This window comes from Alteromonas sp. ABV2_168, from assembly GCF_056161165.1.
This window is the reverse complement of sequence record NZ_JBSWYQ010000017.1, coordinates 38,351-57,576: the sequence shown is the minus strand read 5'-3', so window position 1 is coordinate 57,576 and position 19,226 is coordinate 38,351. Positions and strand designations below refer to the sequence as shown.

General features: G+C 49.0%; 15 protein-coding genes. 3 read left to right on the top strand and 12 right to left on the bottom strand.

Annotated elements, in window-relative coordinates:
- Positions 1 to 2 precede the first annotated feature (2 nt).
- A complete protein-coding gene (locus ACXAH4_RS19815) occupies positions 3 to 893 on the bottom strand; it encodes an acyltransferase (RefSeq protein WP_474883142.1) in 891 nt (296 codons plus the stop codon).
- Complete coding sequence (locus ACXAH4_RS19810; protein WP_474883140.1) at positions 890 to 1,804, bottom strand: acyltransferase; 915 nt, start codon at positions 1,802 to 1,804, stop codon at positions 890 to 892. Before ACXAH4_RS19810 ends, ACXAH4_RS19815 begins: the two co-directional genes overlap by 4 nt.
- Positions 1,805 to 1,921: 117 nt before the next feature.
- On the opposite strand from ACXAH4_RS19810, the gene fghA reads away from it, so the two are divergent.
- The gene (gene fghA, locus ACXAH4_RS19805; RefSeq protein ID WP_474846075.1) at positions 1,922 to 2,770 is read left to right on the top strand and encodes an S-formylglutathione hydrolase; all 849 of its coding nucleotides are present in this window, start codon (positions 1,922 to 1,924) and stop codon (positions 2,768 to 2,770) included.
- Between the two features lie 32 nt (positions 2,771 to 2,802).
- Here the strand turns inward: fghA and ACXAH4_RS19800 are convergent, their stop codons facing one another.
- The 7 genes from ACXAH4_RS19800 to ACXAH4_RS19770 all read right to left on the bottom strand — a co-directional run bounded on the left by ACXAH4_RS19800 (position 2,803) and on the right by ACXAH4_RS19770 (position 9,650).
- Positions 2,803 to 4,914 carry a putative bifunctional diguanylate cyclase/phosphodiesterase gene (locus ACXAH4_RS19800; RefSeq protein WP_474883138.1) on the bottom strand — a complete coding sequence of 704 codons (2,112 nt, stop codon included), beginning with the start codon at positions 4,912 to 4,914 and terminating at the stop codon, positions 2,803 to 2,805.
- A 2-nt stretch (positions 4,915 to 4,916) separates the two neighbouring features.
- Entirely contained in the window at positions 4,917 to 5,408 is a 492-nt protein-coding gene (locus tag ACXAH4_RS19795) for a Rab family GTPase (RefSeq protein ID WP_119502534.1), read from the bottom strand.
- Positions 5,405 to 7,150, bottom strand: a complete 1,746-nt coding sequence (locus tag ACXAH4_RS19790) for an OmpA family protein (protein WP_474883135.1) — start codon at positions 7,148 to 7,150, stop codon at positions 5,405 to 5,407. Before ACXAH4_RS19790 ends, ACXAH4_RS19795 begins: the two co-directional genes overlap by 4 nt.
- Before the next feature lie 47 nt (positions 7,151 to 7,197).
- Complete coding sequence (locus ACXAH4_RS19785) at positions 7,198 to 7,731, bottom strand: hypothetical protein (protein WP_474883134.1); 534 nt, start codon at positions 7,729 to 7,731, stop codon at positions 7,198 to 7,200.
- Between the two features lie 135 nt (positions 7,732 to 7,866).
- Positions 7,867 to 8,373 carry a hypothetical protein gene (locus tag ACXAH4_RS19780; RefSeq protein WP_474883132.1) on the bottom strand — a complete coding sequence of 169 codons (507 nt, stop codon included), beginning with the start codon at positions 8,371 to 8,373 and terminating at the stop codon, positions 7,867 to 7,869.
- Positions 8,370 to 9,392, bottom strand: coding sequence for a LacI family DNA-binding transcriptional regulator (locus ACXAH4_RS19775; protein WP_474846063.1), 1,023 nt, complete (start codon positions 9,390 to 9,392; stop codon positions 8,370 to 8,372). The genes ACXAH4_RS19780 and ACXAH4_RS19775 overlap by 4 nt, the downstream gene beginning before the upstream one ends.
- A gap of 63 nt (positions 9,393 to 9,455) precedes the next feature.
- The gene (locus tag ACXAH4_RS19770; protein WP_474883130.1) at positions 9,456 to 9,650 is read right to left on the bottom strand and encodes a hypothetical protein; all 195 of its coding nucleotides are present in this window, start codon (positions 9,648 to 9,650) and stop codon (positions 9,456 to 9,458) included.
- Between the two features lie 416 nt (positions 9,651 to 10,066).
- Between ACXAH4_RS19770 and ACXAH4_RS19765 the strand changes: the two genes are divergently transcribed.
- Both ACXAH4_RS19765 and ACXAH4_RS19760 read left to right on the top strand, forming a co-directional pair.
- Positions 10,067 to 12,385 (top strand): TonB-dependent receptor, encoded by a 2,319-nt coding sequence (locus ACXAH4_RS19765; protein WP_474883128.1) that lies wholly within the window; start codon positions 10,067 to 10,069, stop codon positions 12,383 to 12,385.
- Positions 12,386 to 12,438: 53 nt separating this feature from the next.
- Positions 12,439 to 14,832 (top strand): glycoside hydrolase family 3 N-terminal domain-containing protein, encoded by a 2,394-nt coding sequence (locus ACXAH4_RS19760; protein WP_474883126.1) that lies wholly within the window; start codon positions 12,439 to 12,441, stop codon positions 14,830 to 14,832.
- Positions 14,833 to 14,900: 68 nt separating this feature from the next.
- On the opposite strand, the gene ACXAH4_RS19755 is transcribed toward ACXAH4_RS19760, so the two are convergent.
- From ACXAH4_RS19755 to ACXAH4_RS19745, 3 genes are read right to left on the bottom strand one after another with little or no spacing between them, the layout of a single operon-like run.
- The gene (locus ACXAH4_RS19755) at positions 14,901 to 16,316 is read right to left on the bottom strand and encodes a TolC family protein (protein WP_474883124.1); all 1,416 of its coding nucleotides are present in this window, start codon (positions 16,314 to 16,316) and stop codon (positions 14,901 to 14,903) included.
- 6 nt (positions 16,317 to 16,322) lie between these two features.
- Positions 16,323 to 17,357: an efflux RND transporter periplasmic adaptor subunit gene (locus ACXAH4_RS19750; protein ID WP_474852568.1), complete on the bottom strand. Its 1,035-nt coding sequence runs from the start codon at positions 17,355 to 17,357 to the stop codon at positions 16,323 to 16,325.
- Positions 17,357 to 19,030, bottom strand: coding sequence for an ABC transporter transmembrane domain-containing protein (locus ACXAH4_RS19745; protein WP_474883123.1), 1,674 nt, complete (start codon positions 19,028 to 19,030; stop codon positions 17,357 to 17,359). Before ACXAH4_RS19745 ends, ACXAH4_RS19750 begins: the two co-directional genes overlap by 1 nt.
- Positions 19,031 to 19,226: the final 196 nt, after the last annotated feature.

The following is a 19,226-nucleotide window of genomic DNA, read 5'->3' as shown; positions in this document are numbered from 1 at the left end:
GTTCAGGGCTCCAGTAACTGATTAATCCTGCTGTCTTTATTTGTCCACAACTCATTCAGCCAGTGCTGAAACCGGATCCGGAATGAATCGTCGGCAAAGTAATCTCCCTGCGCTTCCACCGGTACAGTCAGTACGTTGACGTCTATAATGATGCGGGTCATCTGGCCGCTCAGCATGGACATCATCGGATGGGCTTCGTTATCAGGGTACAATAACGATATATCCAGCAGATTGGTAAAAAGATCGCCCATGGTAGCAAGTGTAAAGGCAATTCCCCCGGCTTTTGGTGGCAGCAAATGGGCAAACTGGCTTTTTCTGAGCTGGTGTTTCGCGCGGGTGAAGCGTGTGCCCTCGACGAAATTGATGACCGTTGTGGGCGAGGTTTTATACTTCTCACAGGAGCGGCGGGTGGTTTCAATATCCTGCCCTTTTTTGTGAGGATATTTCTCCAGATAAGACCGCGAATACCGTTTCATAAACGGCATATCCAGCGCCCATGCGCCCAGACCGACGAAAGGAAGCCAAATCAGTTCCTGTTTAAGAAAGAACTTGGGCGGCGGAATACGTTTACGGGAAAAGTCGATAAGCAGAATGATATCGAGGTAACTTAAGTGATTAGCAATCAGCAGATACCAGTTCTCCACCGATAATGAGCCGTCGATGCGATAAATCACTTTTACCGGATTAAACAATTTGATCATTAATACACTGATGCAACCAAAACACTGCATAGCAAAATGCATAAAGCCCATCAGCAAATGACGGATGGCCGGTACCGGAAGCACCAGCTTAAGCAGTCCGCAACTGATAATAATCGACGCCCAGAACCCCAGATTGATAATTTGCAACGGCGTGTGAATAACAAATATCAGGGGCGCCAGTAACTTTCTCATAGCGGAGCCTGTGTTGAGTTTAATGAAGCCAGGTGCTGGTCTTTCTGTTGCCAGCGTTCATTCAGCCATTGCTGAAAACGGGCTTTTTGCGCGGGATCAGTGAAGTAGGTGTCGTTGAAAAATCCGCCCTGCACAATATCTTTGATAGGCATTACCGACACATTTACGCGAATTTCTTTTACTTTACCGCACACGAAATCCCAGTAACTTGGTACGCCTGCAGGGTAGTCGATAGTGACATCGATCAGCTTGTGCAGTTGTTCGCCCATGGCGCTGAGTACGAAGGCAACACCACCGGCTTTCGGCTTGAGCAGGTGGGTAAAAGGCGAGGCTTGTCTGTCATGCTTACTTTTTGTAAAACGGGTGCCTTCTACAAAATTCATGATGCTTACCGGCTTCGACTTAAACTTCTCGCAGGCTTTACGGGTGGTTTCCATATCTTTGCCTTTAAGGTGCGGGTTTTTCGCCAGAAACGATTTGCTGTAGCGGCGCATAAACGGAAAATCCAGCGCCCACCAGGCCAGACCCAGTACCGGAACCCAGATAAGTTCCTGTTTCAGAAAGAATTTGAGAAACGGTATTTTACGGTTAAAAATACGCTGTAATACCAGAATGTCGACCCAGGACTGATGATTGGCGATCACCAGATACCAGTCGTCAGGGGCCAGGCTGTTGATCCCGTTAACAGACCAGCGGGTGCGGCTGAGCAGACGCTGGTTGAGATTGTTAACGGTTATCCATGCTGTCGCACAGGCATCCAGAGGATAAGACACAATTCGCCGCCACCACTGCACCGGTGGCAGTTTTAACAGGGATAGTATAAAAATAGGGATAAACCAGAAAACCGTATTGAAAAAATAGCCCAGCACTGACACAGTGCCACGCAAATGATAGCCAACAGCTTTAAGCATCGTCATTCACCTCTGAATTTTGGTGCTTAGTGTAAACGATGTTGATCTAAAATCCGATACACCCTATACCGGGAAATAAGGATTTACACGTAATTTGGCAGCACAATAGAGAAAAATATGGAATTAATCAGTGAAAATCGTGCATTTGGTGGACGTCATTGCCGCTACCGCCATGCTGCAAAAACAACAAATTGTGAAATGACCTTTGCGGTTTATCTGCCGCCTTTTGCCAGCGCAGAAAATCCCGTTCCGGTTTTATACTGGCTGTCAGGATTAACCTGTACTGATGAAAACTTCATGCAGAAAGCTGGCGCAATGAAGATGGCTGCTGAGCTGGGTATGGCGATTGTGGCACCGGACACCAGCCCCAGAGGAGATGATGTGCCTGACGATGCAGACAAAGCCTATGACATGGGTAAAGGGGCCGGCTTTTATGTTAATGCAACACAGGCACCCTGGAATGAACATTATCAGATGTATGACTATGTCACGCAGGAGTTACCCGCTCTGATTGAAGCAAACCTGCCGGTGACACGTGAGAAGGCCATCAGCGGGCATTCCATGGGCGGACATGGCGCACTGGTTATCGGCTTGCGTAATCCGCAGCAGTATGTGTCTGTGTCAGCGTTCAGTCCGATTGCGAATCCGTCAGATTGCCCCTGGGGCGAAAAGGCGCTGGGCGGCTATCTGGGTGACGATAAATCAGCATGGCAAGCTTATGATGCAGCCATTCTGCTTGCTGAGAAGCAACACTACATTCCGTTACTGGTGGAGCAGGGACGTGCCGATCAGTTTCTTGAAGAACAATTAAAGCCTCAGGCTTTGATTAATGCAGCTCAGAAGAGTGATACGCAACTGACGCTGAATATGCATGAAGGCTATGACCACAGCTATTTCTTCATCGCGTCTTTTATCGAAGAACACCTGCAATTTCATGCCAGCCATTTGGGCATAGGCGGGTTATAAAGAGGTATAATCAGCTCTTCGCAGCAGGCAGATCAGCCGGCTGCGAAGCGCTTTTCAATCTCTTCTACCGGTAAGGGATGGTCGAATAAATAGCCCTGACCGGACACGCACTGTTCATCAAGCAGGAAGTGTTGTTGTTCGCCGGTTTCCACACCTTCAGCCACCACCTGCAAATTCAGATTACCGGCAAGCCCTAAAATGGCTTTGATTATCGCCCGGTCGCCTTCACTGGTCATGGCATCCTGGATAAATGAGCGGTCAATTTTCAGCTCATCCAGAGGCAACTGTTTTAAGTAAACTAGCGAACTGAATCCTGTACCAAAATCGTCAATCGATATGGTAACACCCATATTCCGCAACGTTTTCAGCACCGCTGCAACAGTATTTAAATTGTTGATGAACGAGGTTTCAGTAATCTCGATGGCCAGGTTAGATGCTGAAATACCGTGTCTTTTAATCGCTGCCTGAATGTTGCCGGTGAAATCCTGCGATATGATCTGGCGGCCGGAAATATTCATGGCAATACGCACATCAGGCACATAGCTAATCATTCGTCTGGCCGTGCTGCACACTTTATCCAGCAACCATTCACCAAAGGGGAAAATAAGCTCAGAACGTTCCGCCAGCGAAATGAATACATCCGGCGGCACATATTCATCGTTTCTCTTCCAGCGGGCGAGGGCTTCATACTTGAGCAGCTTGCCGGAAGATAAGTCGACAATAGGCTGAAGGTAAATATCCAGCGTATCTTCTGCAATCGCTCTGGCAAACGCGGCTTCCATTTCGGCCAGTTCAACCTGTTTTTGCTTGTGCATGGGGTGGAACAGTGTGACTATATTTTTACCTGCGTATTTGGCAAATTGCAGAGCGTAGCCGGCGTTCTGCATCAAACCTTCGGGCGATTTGGCATGTGCAGGGAACGTCGCCATGCCAATGTTGGTGGATAAGGTGGTTTGAATACTGCCTAAAGACAGGTAGGTGTGTTCGAGAACACCGGTTATGCCTCTGGCGATATCGTACAACGCAGTCTCATTACCTGCACTCACCGGTGTCATCACCGCAAATTCGTTGCCGCCAATTCTGGCCAGACGGCCTTCTTCACCAACAAAGCCGTGTAAACGCTTTGCCACACTCTTTAAAATATCGTCGCCGGAGCGGTAGCCCAGGCTTTCATTGACCTTTCTGAATTCACAGATATCAATGACAAACAGGCCAAAGTTTTCGTCCTTTTCGACCCAGGCTGTCATTTCTTTTTTCAATGCCTGACGGGAAAGGGTTTGAGTGAGTGAATCTTTGTCCAGCTGCACCGGACTGTACTGACTGGTGTGCTGGATATGTGACATGTCGGTCAGCAAAAATACCCAGTGAGAAACATGAACATGCTGCATCACAGGGGCGATGGTAAGTTGCAGCCACCGGCCACCATCAGGAGAGTTCATCCAGAATACTTCGCCGCGCCAGGCGGTTTGTCTTTCTTCCAGCGTCGATAAAAACATCTCATCCAGCTGAACATCTTTTATCAGTTGCAACAAACGGTGAACACAGACATCTGCATTTTGTGCACGGAAAAACTGCCGTGCCACACCATTATCCAGAAACAGTTGTTTGTTAGCGTCCAGTATCACCACGCCTGTACTGAGATGGTGAATTGTCTGGCGTATGGCCTGCTGCTGGCCCTTACATTCACGCGCTTCTTTCAGCGCTTTCTGTAATTTTTCAGTAAGGTAGTCCTGCTGGCTGATCACCGCATGGTGGGTCAGCAGTAATTCTCTGGCAGATTGCAGGGATTGCTGGCGGTAGGCAAATTCTTTATTGACGTTCTTGATGGCCAGGAATCGTCCGCCTTTTCCATCGTTGATAGCGATAGCCTCAAGGCGCAGGGATTCATGTTCTGTGGTTTCGGTCCAGAAGCCTGAAGTCAGATTTGCAGGAAGGGAAGTTGCCCAGCAATCGCCGGCATCAATAAGAAAATCTTCGAGAAACAGACTGCGAACGGATTCAATATCCAGTGACAGTTCATTGACCTTCACAAGGTCGGTTACCCAATGCACCGTTGGTGTGAGGCAATTCAGCTCATTACGCTCATTTAGCTCAAATAATGCACAGTCCGTGATGCCAAGTGCATTGAGGTGGAAAATGTCCATATCTACACCGTAAGTTCCGCTAACTCCTGAAAGAGTCGCTCAACATTTTCGCCGGTTTTGGCGCTGGTTTTAATGGCGGCACTGAACAAATTCTCCCGTTCAGCGACTTCGTCTTCACTCCAGTACCATTCACTGGGAAGGTCTGCTTTATTGACGACAAAAAAGGCCGGCGTATCAGGAAATTCTGCCCGCGCCGACTCATAAATATCCATACCTTCAAGCAACGACTGGGAGCGGGTCTGGTCAACCACAATGACAAAGGCTGCGGCACCACGCAGGTAGCGTGGATTAAAACCACAATAGCGGTCAACGCCTTCAATATCCCAGATAAGCAGCTGGGCCGTTTTATCGCCCGCGGTGACTTCTTTTTTGTCGATTTTCACGCCGATAGTAGTGAGATATTTCTCTGAAAAAATGCCATCGACGAACTGTCTTACCAGGCTTGTTTTACCCACTCCGGTAGGGCCTAGCAGACAGATCTTTTTTTGTATCACTGACGGTTACCTTCTTCTGATCCTGTTTTCTTCCCTTTACCAGCCTCTGCAGGTGTTAACAGAGCATGAAAGAATACCATCCGGCTATTACTGCCGCGGGCTAAATCCAGTTGTCCCAAACCTTTGGTGTGCAGCACAGAGTTTTCCACGCCCGCTCCGGTCAGAGCTTGTTTCACTGACTGGGCGCGTGATTCACTCAATAGCATATTTTTGACTGATGTACCCGAATTATCGCTGCCACCAAGAATAAATACACTGAGGGTTTGTCCTGATTGTTCAGCGATATTTTGCAGGTTAATGATGGTTTGGGCAATATCGCCAATAGTCGCATCATTTTCTTTCGACCACCGGGACTGGTTCATGTCAAAGAACAGCGTGTAACCGGACAGTGTAGTTACCAGAGACCCGGCCAGAGCATTCAGTGCTAATGCATCGTTAACGGGAGTACTTTCTTCCAGAACTACATTGGTGGTGTCGGGGAAAACGGTTTCAATGCCCGCAATACTGTGCAGAGCACGGAGGAATTGTTGCCAGTCACTGCTGCTGACTGTGCCGGACAGGGCCGGCTGTTCATCGTTGGTGAACGTCAGTGCAGGAAAACGTGCGGCCAGCTGTTGTATTTTCGCCGGGATAAGACGGTCATCTTTTGACTCAAACGGCGTTTCTTTGATGTCGATAACGGAAGAGTCAATGTCGAGCCCTGCAAGCCATTGCGCGACCCCGGTGGCAGCCGGATCTCTTAATACCGAGAGAATAATCTGATTGCCGTCTGTTTGTGTGTTCAGCATCACAATACCGGCCGGAGGCTCACTTTTAGCAATGGCGGATGACGTGATGGCAAGGTCGATGCGTAAAAATGCCAGATAGCCGGCAACAACCAATAGTCCTGCGAGAATAAATGCACCGGCACCGGCCCGTTTTTTCTTTTCCTGCGTCGTTTTTTGCTCACTGATCAGGCATTCCTGCAGCATAGCATCGCTGGTGGCAAACGGCCCGTTGTCGCCCTGATAATTTTGCAGTGGTGACTGATAAAAGCGATGAAATTCTTCCAGAGTGTCCTGCAGTTTATGTCGCATGCGTGGCGACACATGACCGCTGACGGCAGCGACAAGGATCACCTGGGGACCGACCTTGATAAGCAGGGTAAAGTCGTCGGTTTTAATTTCTCCCAGTTCGGTTTCTTCTGCCTGATTATCCTGACTGAATGCATCAGCGACAAAATCGCTGATAGCAACCAGCATGGAAGAAATCAGGTCACCGTCTTTCGCATTTCCCGGATGACTGGTGACACTATTTAACAGGGTGCCGGTTTCACGGTGAATAGCCAGCACCTGATGCACCTGAAATTGATAAATTTGCGAAGCAACATAATCAGAATAGGGGACACCAGAGCGCCAGGCTTTAAAGCGCCACTTCACACTTTTAGCTGAAAAGCTGTGTTCAATAAGGGTGTTTGTACGCTCAATGAATTCGATGAGAAACGCTGACACGGCTTTTCTGATCAGCGAGCCGACAAGGGGGTAGAGTGCGCCGACAATCTTATCACTGTTAGCTTCCACTGAGCGGTGCAGTGATTTTTCGATCAGGGGCACCAGCACTTTGTTCACTGAGCCATCCTGACTCTCACGCTCATTCAGTGCTTCAGATACCACATCAGACACCATGCCTTTTGCATTGCGTCTGACAATATTTTCTACGAATTTTTCATCCCCACCAATGATTAACGATCTGACGTCGTCCATTGTGTGCGCATCCTCATCCGTTGGCGGCACAAAATTGCTCATGGGCGTCAGGGTTGATCAGTGGCAAGATTTGAGGCCATGGTAGACAGCAGGCTTGCCAGGGTTTTGCGGTCGGTTTTGCTGGAAGACAGTTCTTCGGTCACTTGCTGCAAACGCTCTAACAGCGCTTCGTGACGTTTGTTGAACAAGGTTTCCATGGCATCCATTTCTTTGGATAGCTTGCTTTCCAGTTTACTGGTGTCGTCCTGCGCGGCGGCTTCAGCCATTTCCAGCTCAGATTTCAGCGTATCGTGAAGGCCTTTCAGATTTTCCTGGGCTTGCTGGTGTTGTGTATTGTCGGCTGATAGTTGTTCAGACAGTGCAGCAAACTGTGTTTCAATGGTCTTATTCAGCGCAGCAACATGATTTTCCAGCTTTTGATTCAATGCTGAAAAATTACTTTCCAGTTTTTCATCCAGAGAGGCGAGTTGCAGCTGAAAATCCCGGCTGGACTGGCCGAACAAAATTTCACGGAGCTGACCTAATTCAGATTTGTCAGCTGTTGATGCCTGAGGTGTATCATTATTCTTATCTTTCGCCATTTGTCCGCTCCTCCTGACAGTGCGGCGTCCTTACCTGGTACAAATGTACCCTGAAAGAAAAACCTGATCCAGCAGCATTGCCCACCGGTAGCAGTATATTGGTCTAATGGATAAGTTTGAGAGGTTCAGGCGACGTCAATATTGGCGGCTGAGTGCAATCCAGGCGGCTTTGTGTTCGCTGACCGCCTTATTGATAGCGCCGGACATCGTCATGAAATGCCGCATTTTCATTTTCTTAAGCAGAACAAAGGAATAATCAGCGGGAAGTCCTGCGGCGGCAAGAAAAGCATTCAGCCAGTCGGGATGCGACGATTGTTGCGGTTCATCCATTTTATTAAGTAAAACATAGGCGCTGATTGCCAGTTGCTCACGGGCATGGCGGATTTGATAGACAGCAAATCCGTTTACCGCAACAAGCAGGGTGATAATCACCATGTTAAGAGGTGAAAAAAGCGTGCTGAGATTGGGGTAGGCGCTGCGGTAAGGCACATACAAATCATCAAAATGCAGCCAGGTATAACCGAACACTACCACCAGAGTCAGCAACGTAAATAGTTGAACCCATATCAGCCGGTACTGACATCGGGACTTACGGCTTAATGCATTTTCCAGTTCCGAAGGTTGTTGTCTGATTGTGCTCACTCCAGCAACGGACCGGTTGAATTGCGGACGACCAGTTCAGAAGGTGAAAGGGGTAATTCCCGTTTCGCCTGGTGACGGATGATCTGTTCAATCAGTATGGTCGCCGCATTGTAGCCAAGTTCGGCAACAGGTTGCTTAATAGTGGTAAGCGGTGGCCACAGGTTAAGGGCTGCAGGGTCGTCATCGAAACCCACCACACTCAAATCATACGGGATACGCAATTTCAGCTGGGAGGCAATCCGGTACACCACGGCCGCAGAAGCGTCGTTGGCGGTAAAAATAGCGGTGGGGCGGTTTTCCTGACACAGTAATTTCCGGCAGGCCTGTTCCAACGTGTTCTCACCATATACAAACTGTGCAACCCAGTCCGGATTTTCTTCGATGCCGTATTTTGTCAGCGCCTGTTGATAGCCCTCGTAACGCCATTTACCGGCTGCGTGGCCTACCAGGTAGTTGAGAAAGCCGATTTTGCTGTGGCCCAGGTTTATCAGGTGTTCCACAGCCAGTTGCGCTCCTTCTACCTCATCACTGTGCAGGCAATACGAGGATATATCGTCCAGAGAAGCGATTTTTACAATAGGCGTGCCTGTTTCTTCCAGTGCTGCGATAACAGCCTGATCTTCACACAAAGGTGGTACGACAATAAATCCGTCAACATTGGAACGTTCAACCATGTGCCGCAAGGTAGTGGTAATTTCACCTGCGGGATTTTCTGATGCAAAAGGGCGTATCAATAAATCGTAGCCCAGTTTATCGCAGGCTTTTATCGCGCCGTTCAGGATGAGACTGCCGTAAAAGTTGGTAGGATAATCGATATAAAGTACACCAATCAGATAAGATTGATTGGTTCTTAACCTGCGGGCATTCAGGTTAGGAATGTAATCTAATTTTTTGATCGCGGTGGTAACGGCATCACGGGTTTCTTTGCGCACACCGGGTTCGTTATTTAACACCCTGGAGACCGTTTTCTTTGAAACACCGGCGGCTTTTGCTACATCACCAATTGTCGCTTTACTCATCTTTTGCACTTCCGCGTGTAGGGTACGGGATGCCCCGGAAAACAATGCGCCCGACCACTTTTCTTATTGTTCTGAGCAATTGTAAGCGCATTCAGGGCAAAATTTAACGTTTTTCTTCATCAGACGGTCGTAGGGCATGTACTCGTCGTAATACGCTACCCCGTACCAGATAGCATCCTGCTTAAGTGTTTCAGGTACACCAGCCTGCGCGGCAGGAATGACCAGCAAACATGCCAGCAATAAGACGGGGTTTAACATGAACTCTCCCTATTTCTTCCTTCCGGTATTAGCCGGAAGTTGAATGTCTATCGATGTCATGATTCTTTAAAAAAATTTACAATCGTATTTTTTAAAGAATGAATGTGAATGTAAAATACTGCATAATCTGCGATGTATAAGCGTCCTGGCGCGATATGTTGTTATTTATTGCACACAAATAATGTTTAATTCAATCGTTTTTAGTTAAAAAAATGTTATTTTTAATGTTGACATCGATGTCTCTTTTGGTGGTATTTTATTCAGGGCAACGACTCGGGAAATGTTCACTGTCTGCGGATATCGGGCGCAGAACAGCAGTGATTTCATCCGGCAAAGTGTTATGGGTAGTCAAACTGCCGGTCAGCGTTCCTGCCGTTGCTCAATCAGACAACCGTTACAGGATTGAGGGACACACAATGAAACCACAACAAATAAACAAAATAACACTTGGCTTAGTTATCGCCGGCGGCTTATTCCATTCCCAGGTGTTTGCACAGCAAGCGCCGGCAGCCGCAGAGGAAGAGCCTGAATACGAACAAATCATGGTTACAGCGAACCGTACCGCTACTGCCGCAGAAAAAACGCCGGTAGCGTTGTCGGTATTAGGCACGCAACAACTGCGTGATCAGGGGATAACCAACCCTACACAACTCGCAGAAACGGTTCCGAACGTTTCTATTGACCGGACCAACGGACTTCAAATTACTATCCGTGGTGTTACCAGTACGGATAACACCGAGAAGGGAGATCCTTCTGCAGCATTTATGCTTGACGGCATTTACATTGCCAGACCTCAGGCGCAGGAAGTGTCGTTCTTCGATATAGATCGCGTAGAAGTACTGCGTGGTCCGCAGGGCACGCTTTACGGACGAAACACCACTGCCGGTCTCGTAAATGTTATTTCGGCCAAACCCCATGAGTTTTTTGAGGCCTCTGCAGATATGACGCTGGGTAATTACAATACCCGCCAGTTCACCGGCATTGTGAATATGCCGGTAAACGACAGCGTGTCTTTCCGTGCTGCAGTGAATATCGATCAACGCGACAACTATGTCGAATACGAAGCATTTGATGGTACTGAGGCTGTCGATATCTCCGATTTCAAAGATAACCGGTCAATCCGTCTGTCAGGGTTGTTCAACTTCACCGAAGATATGACCTTGCTGGTTCGCGGTGATTACTCGCAGATGAAAGGCAACAATATGGCATCTGTACCGGTACACAATTTTTTTGAAACACCCTTCACCGACCCGTCGACGACAGAAACCGGCGAGGGCGTATCGCCTGTCTATGTAAACCGCGGCACAGATAATCAGCAAACACTGGCTGCCGGATACTTCCCTGATGTGTATGCAGATAACTCTACCTGGGGTGTGATGGGGGATTTCACCTGGCTGTTAAACGATGCGCTGACCTTCAACTATCTTGGCAGCTACCGCGAGTTTGACCGTGACGAAATGTTACCTCTATTGCTGGGTGGCGATTCGGCAAGCAAAACCGATTACTGGGTTGACGGGCCTTTCTCAGGTACTTATGAGCAGCAGTCTCACGAATTCCGTATAGCGTATAACAGCGACAAGTGGCTGGCGCAGGCGGGTTTGTATTATTTTGAAGAACAGTCCGGGATCCGTCTCGACATTATCGGTTTGATCAACCCGACACCGGGTGAAGACGGCTATATTTTCGGCTTTCCGCAAAACCCTACCAAAGCCGATTCGCTGGGCTTTTTCAGTCAGGCGACTTACAACGTGTCTGATGACTTACGCCTGACTGCCGGTATCCGCACAACGAAGGATCAAAAGTCCCGTGCCGGTGCCACGATTTTCCACAAAAACCTTGGCGAAGAGCTGAACTTCCAGGCCAGCGACGACAATCCGCTACCTGATTCGCTTAATTACGCAGACCGTGAGTATTCAAAAACTACCTGGAAGCTTGGCGTAGATTACGATATCAGTGATGCCACCATGCTCTACGGCAGTATTGCCACCGGCTACAAAGCCGGCGGATTTAATGACGGCTGTGTGGAAGGCGCAACAGGTTGTAACAGTCCGCTGCCTGAAGCCGCAGTCTACTATGACCCGGAAACGCTGACGTCTACAGAGCTGGGTATCAAAACCCGCGTGCTGAACAACAAGATGACTATTAATGCCAACGTGTTCAGTTACGACTATCAGGATCTGCAGCTTTCGCAGTTAAGTTATGTATGTGGCGGCCCTTGTCAGGTAACCACTAATGCGGCAGAAGCCACCATTAACGGTGCCGAACTGGATACTTTCTATCGTCCGGATGTAAATCACCGTTTCAATGCGGCAGTGACATTACTGGATGCTTCTTATGATGAGTGGATTTTAGATGAGGAAGCCGGTGTGAGCTTCGCCGGCGAACGTTTGTCGCGCTCTCCTGAATGGACCGTTACTGCCGGTTATCAGTACACCATGGAAATGCAAAGCGGTGGTGAGCTGAGTTTCGCTCTGAACACCCGCTGGAGTGCAGAGTATGAAATATTAAGCAGTGCACTGCGCGCGAATTTCCGCCAGCCCGGCTTTACCAAAACAGACCTGACCATGACATACAACAGTCCTGACAGAGACTGGTATGCACAGGCTTTTGTTAAGAATCTCGAAAACAACATTACTTTGTCAAACGTTGGCCCGAGCGGCGATTTCAACACAGGAACAGCAACCTTTGCTGATCCCCGTCTTGTTGGTGTCCGCTTCGGGTACAAGTTTCAGTAATGGCTAACCGGGGGCTGTTCCGCAGTTCCCTTTTTTAACCATGAGTGAGTGAAATGAAGATAAATCTGAAGAAAACTGTGCTGGCATGTGTGATTGCGGCTTTAGCAGGTTGTGCAAATGAGCAACCTGCAGACTCTACGTCAACAACGGCAGCATTCCGTGATTTAAATGGTAACGGTCAGAAGGACATCTATGAAAATGCCAGTCTGCCCGTTGAACAGCGTGTGGCTGATTTGATCAGCAGGCTGACGCTGGATCAGAAAATCAAGCTGGTTACCGGCACGGGCTTCAGAGTAGATAATATTGGCGGTTCGGAAAAAGTGCCCGGCGCTGCCGGTTCAACGTTCGCCATCGATGAATTAGGTATTCCCGCACTGGTACTGGCTGACGGGCCTGCCGGTGTGCGTATTTCTCCCGAGCGTGAAGGGGATGAAAATAAGTACTACGCCACTGCATTTCCTATTGCAACTCTGCTGGCTTCCAGCTGGGACAAAGAGCTGCTGAACGCCGTTGGCACGGCCATGGGTGAGGAAGTTAAAGAATATGGCATTGACCTGTTTCTCGCACCGGGAATGAACATTCACTATAACCCGCTGGGTGGCCGGAACTTTGAATATTATTCTGAAGATCCGTATCTGAGCGGCAATATGGCTGCCTCGATTGTGAATGGTATTGAGTCGAATGGTGTAGGTGCAACCATCAAGCACTTTGTGGCGAACAGCGGAGAAACCAGCCGGATGTGGATGGATTCCCACGTCAATGAACGTGCATTACGCGAAATTTATCTGCGTGGATTTGAGATCGCCGTTGAGCAGGCGCAGCCATGGGCAATCATGACGTCCTACAACAAATTGAATGGCGTCTATACCTCTCAGGACGAAAAGCTGCTGACAGATATTTTGCGCGGAGAGTGGGGCTTCGAAGGCCTGGTTATGACTGACTGGTTCGCTGGTGATAACGCTGCCGCGCAAATGCAGGCGGGCAATGATTTGATTATGCCCGGCATGCCGGATCAGCGTGAAAACATTAAACAGGCGGTGGAAAGCGGCAAGCTTGAAGAAGCCGTGCTTGATCGCAACCTCAGCAAAATTTTTACTGTAATGCTGTCGTCTCCCACCTTTAATGAATATGAGTACAGCAATAAGCCTGATCTGAAAGCGCATGCTGAAGTGGCCCGCCGTGCTGCTGCAGAAGGGGTTATTCTGCTTAAAAATGAGCAGGCAACCTTACCGCTTACCGGTGCTCAGAATGTAGCCGCATTCGGTAACACGTCTTATGCCTTTATCGCCGGCGGCACGGGCAGCGGCGATGTGAACGAAGCGTATACCGTATCGCTGGTGGAAGGGCTGGCAAACAGCTCGCTGAAAGTAGATGCAGCATTACAGGCAGACTACGAAGCCTTCATGAAAGCGGAAGACGCCAAACGTCCGCCGAAGAAAAATTTCTTCGAGTTGCAACCTCCGTTACCGGAATACACGCCGTCTGATGCACAGATTGCCAGCATGGCAGAGTCAAACGACGTGGCGCTTATCACCATTGGCCGGAATTCCGGTGAGTTCCAGGACCGTATCGTTGATAACGATTTTGACCTGAATGCGACTGAACAGGATTTGATAAACCGTGTTTCCGCTGCGTTTCATGCTAAAGGCAAGAAAGTGGTTGTCGCGCTGAATATCGGAAACGTTATTGAAACGGCCAGCTGGCGTGACAAGGCCGACGCGATTGTGTTGCCCTGGCAGGGCGGTCAGGAAGCCGGTAATGCACTGGCTGATGTGCTCACCGGTAAAGTCAATCCGTCAGGTAAACTGGCAACGACCTTTCCGGTTAAATATGCCGACCTGGCATCAGCCAGCACATTTCCGGGCTCCCCCACATCTGAAGACGACGTGAAAGACCCTTACATTGGTTTGTTCGTAGGTAAAGAGTCACAACTCGACTATAACGACGGCATTTATGTCGGCTACCGCTATTACGATGCATTCAATGTGAAACCGGCTTATGCATTCGGTTACGGCTTATCTTACACCGGTTTTGACTATGGCGATGCCGTTGTGAAGGCCGGAAAGAACGCTGGTGATTTCACCGTTTCGGTGACCATCACTAATTCAGGAAAAGTAGCAGGGAAGGAAGCGGTTCAGCTTTATATCTCTGCGCCGGGCAGTGAAAAACCGGTCAAAGAGCTCAAGGGATTTGAGAAAACAAACGAGCTTGCACCGGGACAGTCGCAAACCCTTGAGTTTGCAATAACACCTAAGCTGTTGGCTTCATTTAATGAAGCACAACGGGCATGGGTGGCCGATGCGGGTGAATACAATATCCACGTTGGCGCTGCCTCTGACAACATTCAGTCTGGTGCCAGTTATTCCCTTGACTCGCCTGTAGTGGCTGAAAAAGTGAGTGTAGCGATGAATCCTGCACCACGGTTGAGGGAGCTGTCTGTACAGTAACCTCTTGCAGGAAGTGATGCCCTTCTTCCTGCAACCTCAAAGCCACCCTGCGGGGTGGCTTTTCTTTTTTACAGCGAGGTATCAGGCGTTTGGGCGAGCAAACCGGTCTGGTAGTAGATTCCCAGTACAATCCGCTTAATTTCTATTTCTGCTTTCACCGCGTTAAGACGCGCTGATATTGCCTGTGATTCGCGGCTGTTAAGTAAGAACAGGTCACTGTCACCCATCTCAAACCGTTTTTGTTCCTGACTGAACAGCTTTTCCGTTAAAACCGCCTGCTGCTGTTGCAGTTCAGACATGGTCTTGCCGTACTGCAATGCCTGTAAACCCACTGCCATATCCCGTTCAAGTGCATCCTGTGTGGTCTGAACCACGGCTTCAATTTCACGCAACTTTAACGAAGCCTTTGCCTCATCAGCCTTCGCCTGGCGACGGCCCAGCGGCATGGAAAATTGCAGGCCGACTTTTGTTTCTGTACCGGTCAGGTTCTCCGGCCCGCTGCCGATATCCCGCGCCAGCTTTGCTTCAATATCCAGCGTGGGTAAGAGCGCGTTCTTTGCCAGTCGCAGCTTGTTTTTCGCCAATTGCATTTCTGCCTGCAAACTGGTGAGAGCAGGGTGCTGTGCAATCAGGCTCTGCAGCAACGCGGGCTTAACCGCAGCACTCATCCAGGGCCATTGAATATCACCGGGGACAGTATTCAGAGTTGCCGTGCTGACCGGACGGAATTGCGCATCGCGGTAATAATAAGCCAGCTTCTCTCTCGCCTGTGCGGCCTTCCTTCTGGCATCCTGTAAAGCCAGATTACGCTGCATCACCGTGACCTCAAATTCTGTCTGGGTGATGCGCGCAAGATCTCCTTCTTCAACCCGGGTATTAATGGCATTTCCACGGGTCTCAGTGGTCTTCACCAGGGCTGCGTATATCTGCTCATTCAGATGACTTTCGTACCAGTCCAGATAAGCCGATAAGCCGTTGTAAACTAGTTCATTCAGGGCCAGGGCGGCTTCTGCATCCCATTGAGACATACTCACTCTGGCATCTTCGATGGCCATCCGTTTTTTATCCGTCTCCCGGTTTTGCAGCAATGACATGGCAAAACCGATACTGGCCTCACCACCGGTCAGCGTTTCATAGTAACGCTCGTAATACGGGAAGGTACCGTTACCGATACGGTATTCGGCTTTCACCTTAGCATTGGCGGTTCCCAGCGGATTGACAACCCGCTGAGACAGATAGTCACCGCTGTAGTAGCCGCTGGTGCGGAGAGCTGTATCCTGCTCAAGTTGCACATCAAATGCCGCTTCAGCGTAAGCCAGTTCCTGCCGGCGCTGGCCACCTTTAGCTTCAAGCTCAAGCAGCTTAGGATGATTGTGCAGAATAGACTGCAGTACTGTTTCTGCAGTCGGTGGTTGTTGTTGCGCCTGAGCGTTCAGGCACAGCAGCAGAAAACTGGCAGTAAAAAAATAAAAATACCTCAACATGCATACTTACCGTGGTGTTTGTTCTGTATCTGACCTGACATTTTCAGGCGGGAAGTTATTCAGCTGTCGCCAGAGTTCGTAGCCAATACTGACTTCTTCCAGCAAGATCCAGGCATTAACCCGGCTGTCCAGACGGGCAAAGGTTTCTTCCGGCCAGGGCTTTTCCTGCGGATCCTGTTCAATCCATACATTAAACAGTCCGTTGCGGTCTGCCACCGGTTCAACAATCGCCACTCTGCCACCGAATGTACCTATTGATGTGCCCGGCCAGCCGCTGAACTGGAAGATTGGCCAGCCTTCAAATTGCAGACGCACCTTCCGGCCTGTTGTGACCAGTGGTGCATTCAGTCCATTTACTTTCACTCTTACCATGCGCTCGACACCATCAGGAATAAAATACCCGAGTACTGCGCCCGCACTGACCAGCGTGGATAAACCACCGGAGTGCAACTGGGTCACAGTACCATCCTGAGGTGCGTACTTGGTCTGAGTAGATTGCCTTGCCAGCGACGAGTTCAGCGAGTTCCGGCTTTGCTCAGACTGAGCGGCTGTCGCCAGTCTTTCCTGTAACGTATTTTCCGCCACTTCAATGTCGCGGACCGAAACCAGACCTTCTTTATTCAACCGTTTCTGACGATCCAGGTTTATGCGGGCATTTTCCACAGCCATCAGGTCAGCATCCAGTTTCAGCTCCGCGGCTTTTACCTGGGCCTGAAGGCGTTCAACCAGCGCTTTATCTGTGTCGACCAGGGTTACAATGGGATCGCCTTCTTTTACTTTTTGTCCTTCCCGCACGTGCCAGGTTTTTATTTGCCCGGGGACCAGTGCGGATATGGGCTGAGCGCGGTCAGCCGGATTAAGCGTGCTTACAGTTCCCGTACCGTAAGCCGTTTGTTGCCAGGGCGCAAAGTACAATATTGCGGCGGTGACTGCGATAAGAAGAAAGAGCATATACGCCACTTTTCTGTACCAGGTCGGCACAGTCTGTTGCGAAAGCGTCTTCATTTTACTCATGAATTCCTGCTGATCAGAGTAATTCATCACAATTCCTCCTTGTCAGCGAGCACATCATGGGAAAGCAGCTGTGAATCACCATTTAACACAATGGTGGCATCAAAGACTTCCTGAATCGGACTGCTGGTAAAGTACATCACCGTGACCGGCTGGGTATCGAGGTATTTCAGAATTTTATATCTGTATGCTTCAGGAATGGCATCAAAGTGCTGGTTCAGCACAATTACCCCCGGTTTCGACAACAGGGCGGCAGCCAGTTTCAATAACAAAAACTCCATGGGCTGAAGGGGATGGCCCAACTGCGACAGACTGGTTTGCAAGTCGTCTTCCAGTCTCGCCAGTGTCGGCTCCAGTTGCAGTTCGCGAAAGATTTCCCGAATCGCTTTTTCGGAAGCATCCGGCGCATCCATGCGCAAATATTCAAGAATTGAACACTCAATAATGAGAGAGCGGTCAACAATGGCAATGGCCTGACGCAGCTCGCTGGTCTGGTAATCCGTTAATGCAAGGCCTCCCAGTTCTACCCAGCCAGACTCCGGCGTTTCATAACGTTTAAGTACCGTCATCAGTTTTCGTTGTTGCCATGCCTGCCCGGTGACGACGTAGTATTTTCCGTTTTCCCGCAAGGCCATATCAATTTCCACAGACTCGTTTTGCTGAACCAGCACAGTCTGACGGAAGTGGAGATCGTTACGGGTAAAGGTTTCGTTATCGGAAGACTGTACATCTTCCTGAGGTATATTCAGTGCGGCATTGAGCTTCTCTGCCGCACCATACAATTCATAATACAGGTTCAGGTATACACTGAACCGTGAAATACCAAGAAACACCGCAGACATGATCAGTTCGGCTGCAACAAGCTGACCGACAGATAATTGCTCCTGCACAACCAGTACACCACCCAGTCCCAGAAGGGCGGAGCTGGCCAGCGCATAGACAATCAGGAAGAGTACGGTCTGGGAAAAGGTAAAAGTGAAATGTCCGGCGTGACAATTCACATAACGACTGATGATGGCCTCCGTTTTCTCAGCAGCATGGTCAAGATGCCGGCTGGATTTGAAAAATACGTGAGCAGAGGAAATTTCGCTGAGCCATTTTGCGGTGGCATATTTAGAATCAGACAAGTCGATGGCTGTATTTTTCGCAGGCGTACTCAACATCCGCCAGATAAAGTACATAGAAATGATAATCACCACATTAAAGACAAACAAAAACGGGTGATAGAAAGAAACCAGTGTGATACCTACCAGCATCTGAAGCAGAAATGCGAAACCGTCTACCATCAGTGATGGCATATTTTTCTGAAAGGTCATTACCTCAAAAAAACGGTGAGTTATCGTGCTGTTTTTCCGGCCTTCAAAAAACTGATGAGGGGCCTGAATGGTTTTCAGTACAAGATCGGCAGTCAGCCGGCTATAGATCCGGCGCTCATAATATTCCATAACCCGTGTTCTCAGGGCACTGAATAATCCGTACAGCAGCAAGGTACAGAAAAGGATTGTACTGATCACCAGAACCGCGCTGACTGAAGCGGTATAAACCACGGTGTTGATAAGGGTTTGTACTGCAAACGGTACGGCGAGGGTCAGTAAACCAATCATCAGGCCATATGCGATAGCCAGGTAAAAAAAGCCTGCTTCCGGCTTTAAAATATCAAACAGAAGCGTTTTGGTGCGGCGTAAGTCTTTTGTTGCTGCCATGGTGCTCTCAGAGGCTAAAAAGGAAAACGTCGGGTATCACAGAATTTAACTAAATCTATGTTTTATATCAATGTAATAAATCTTTATAAATAATCAGTATGACTATCAGACGTAACAATACGTGATTTCACGTTAAATTGTTCTTTAAAAGCGGCTAAAAAAGACAAAAAAGCCCGGCGAGCCGGGCGTGATTAAC

Coding starts and splice junctions, on each gene's coding strand:
- ACXAH4_RS19815 (WP_474883142.1), bottom strand. CDS start 893: ATGAGAAAGTTACTGGCGCCCCTGATATTTGTTATTCACACGCCGTTG.
- ACXAH4_RS19810 (WP_474883140.1), bottom strand. CDS start 1,804: ATGCTTAAAGCTGTTGGCTATCATTTGCGTGGCACTGTGTCAGTGCTG.
- fghA (WP_474846075.1), top strand. CDS start 1,922: ATGGAATTAATCAGTGAAAATCGTGCATTTGGTGGACGTCATTGCCGC.
- ACXAH4_RS19800 (WP_474883138.1), bottom strand. CDS start 4,914: ATGGACATTTTCCACCTCAATGCACTTGGCATCACGGACTGTGCATTA.
- ACXAH4_RS19790 (WP_474883135.1), bottom strand. CDS start 7,150: ATGGACGACGTCAGATCGTTAATCATTGGTGGGGATGAAAAATTCGTA.
- ACXAH4_RS19785 (WP_474883134.1), bottom strand. CDS start 7,731: ATGGCGAAAGATAAGAATAATGATACACCTCAGGCATCAACAGCTGAC.
- ACXAH4_RS19775 (WP_474846063.1), bottom strand. CDS start 9,392: ATGAGTAAAGCGACAATTGGTGATGTAGCAAAAGCCGCCGGTGTTTCA.
- ACXAH4_RS19770 (WP_474883130.1), bottom strand. CDS start 9,650: ATGTTAAACCCCGTCTTATTGCTGGCATGTTTGCTGGTCATTCCTGCC.
- ACXAH4_RS19765 (WP_474883128.1), top strand. CDS start 10,067: ATGAAACCACAACAAATAAACAAAATAACACTTGGCTTAGTTATCGCC.
- ACXAH4_RS19760 (WP_474883126.1), top strand. CDS start 12,439: ATGAAGATAAATCTGAAGAAAACTGTGCTGGCATGTGTGATTGCGGCT.
- ACXAH4_RS19755 (WP_474883124.1), bottom strand. CDS start 16,316: ATGTTGAGGTATTTTTATTTTTTTACTGCCAGTTTTCTGCTGCTGTGC.
- ACXAH4_RS19750 (WP_474852568.1), bottom strand. CDS start 17,357: ATGAATTACTCTGATCAGCAGGAATTCATGAGTAAAATGAAGACGCTT.
- ACXAH4_RS19745 (WP_474883123.1), bottom strand. CDS start 19,030: ATGGCAGCAACAAAAGACTTACGCCGCACCAAAACGCTTCTGTTTGAT.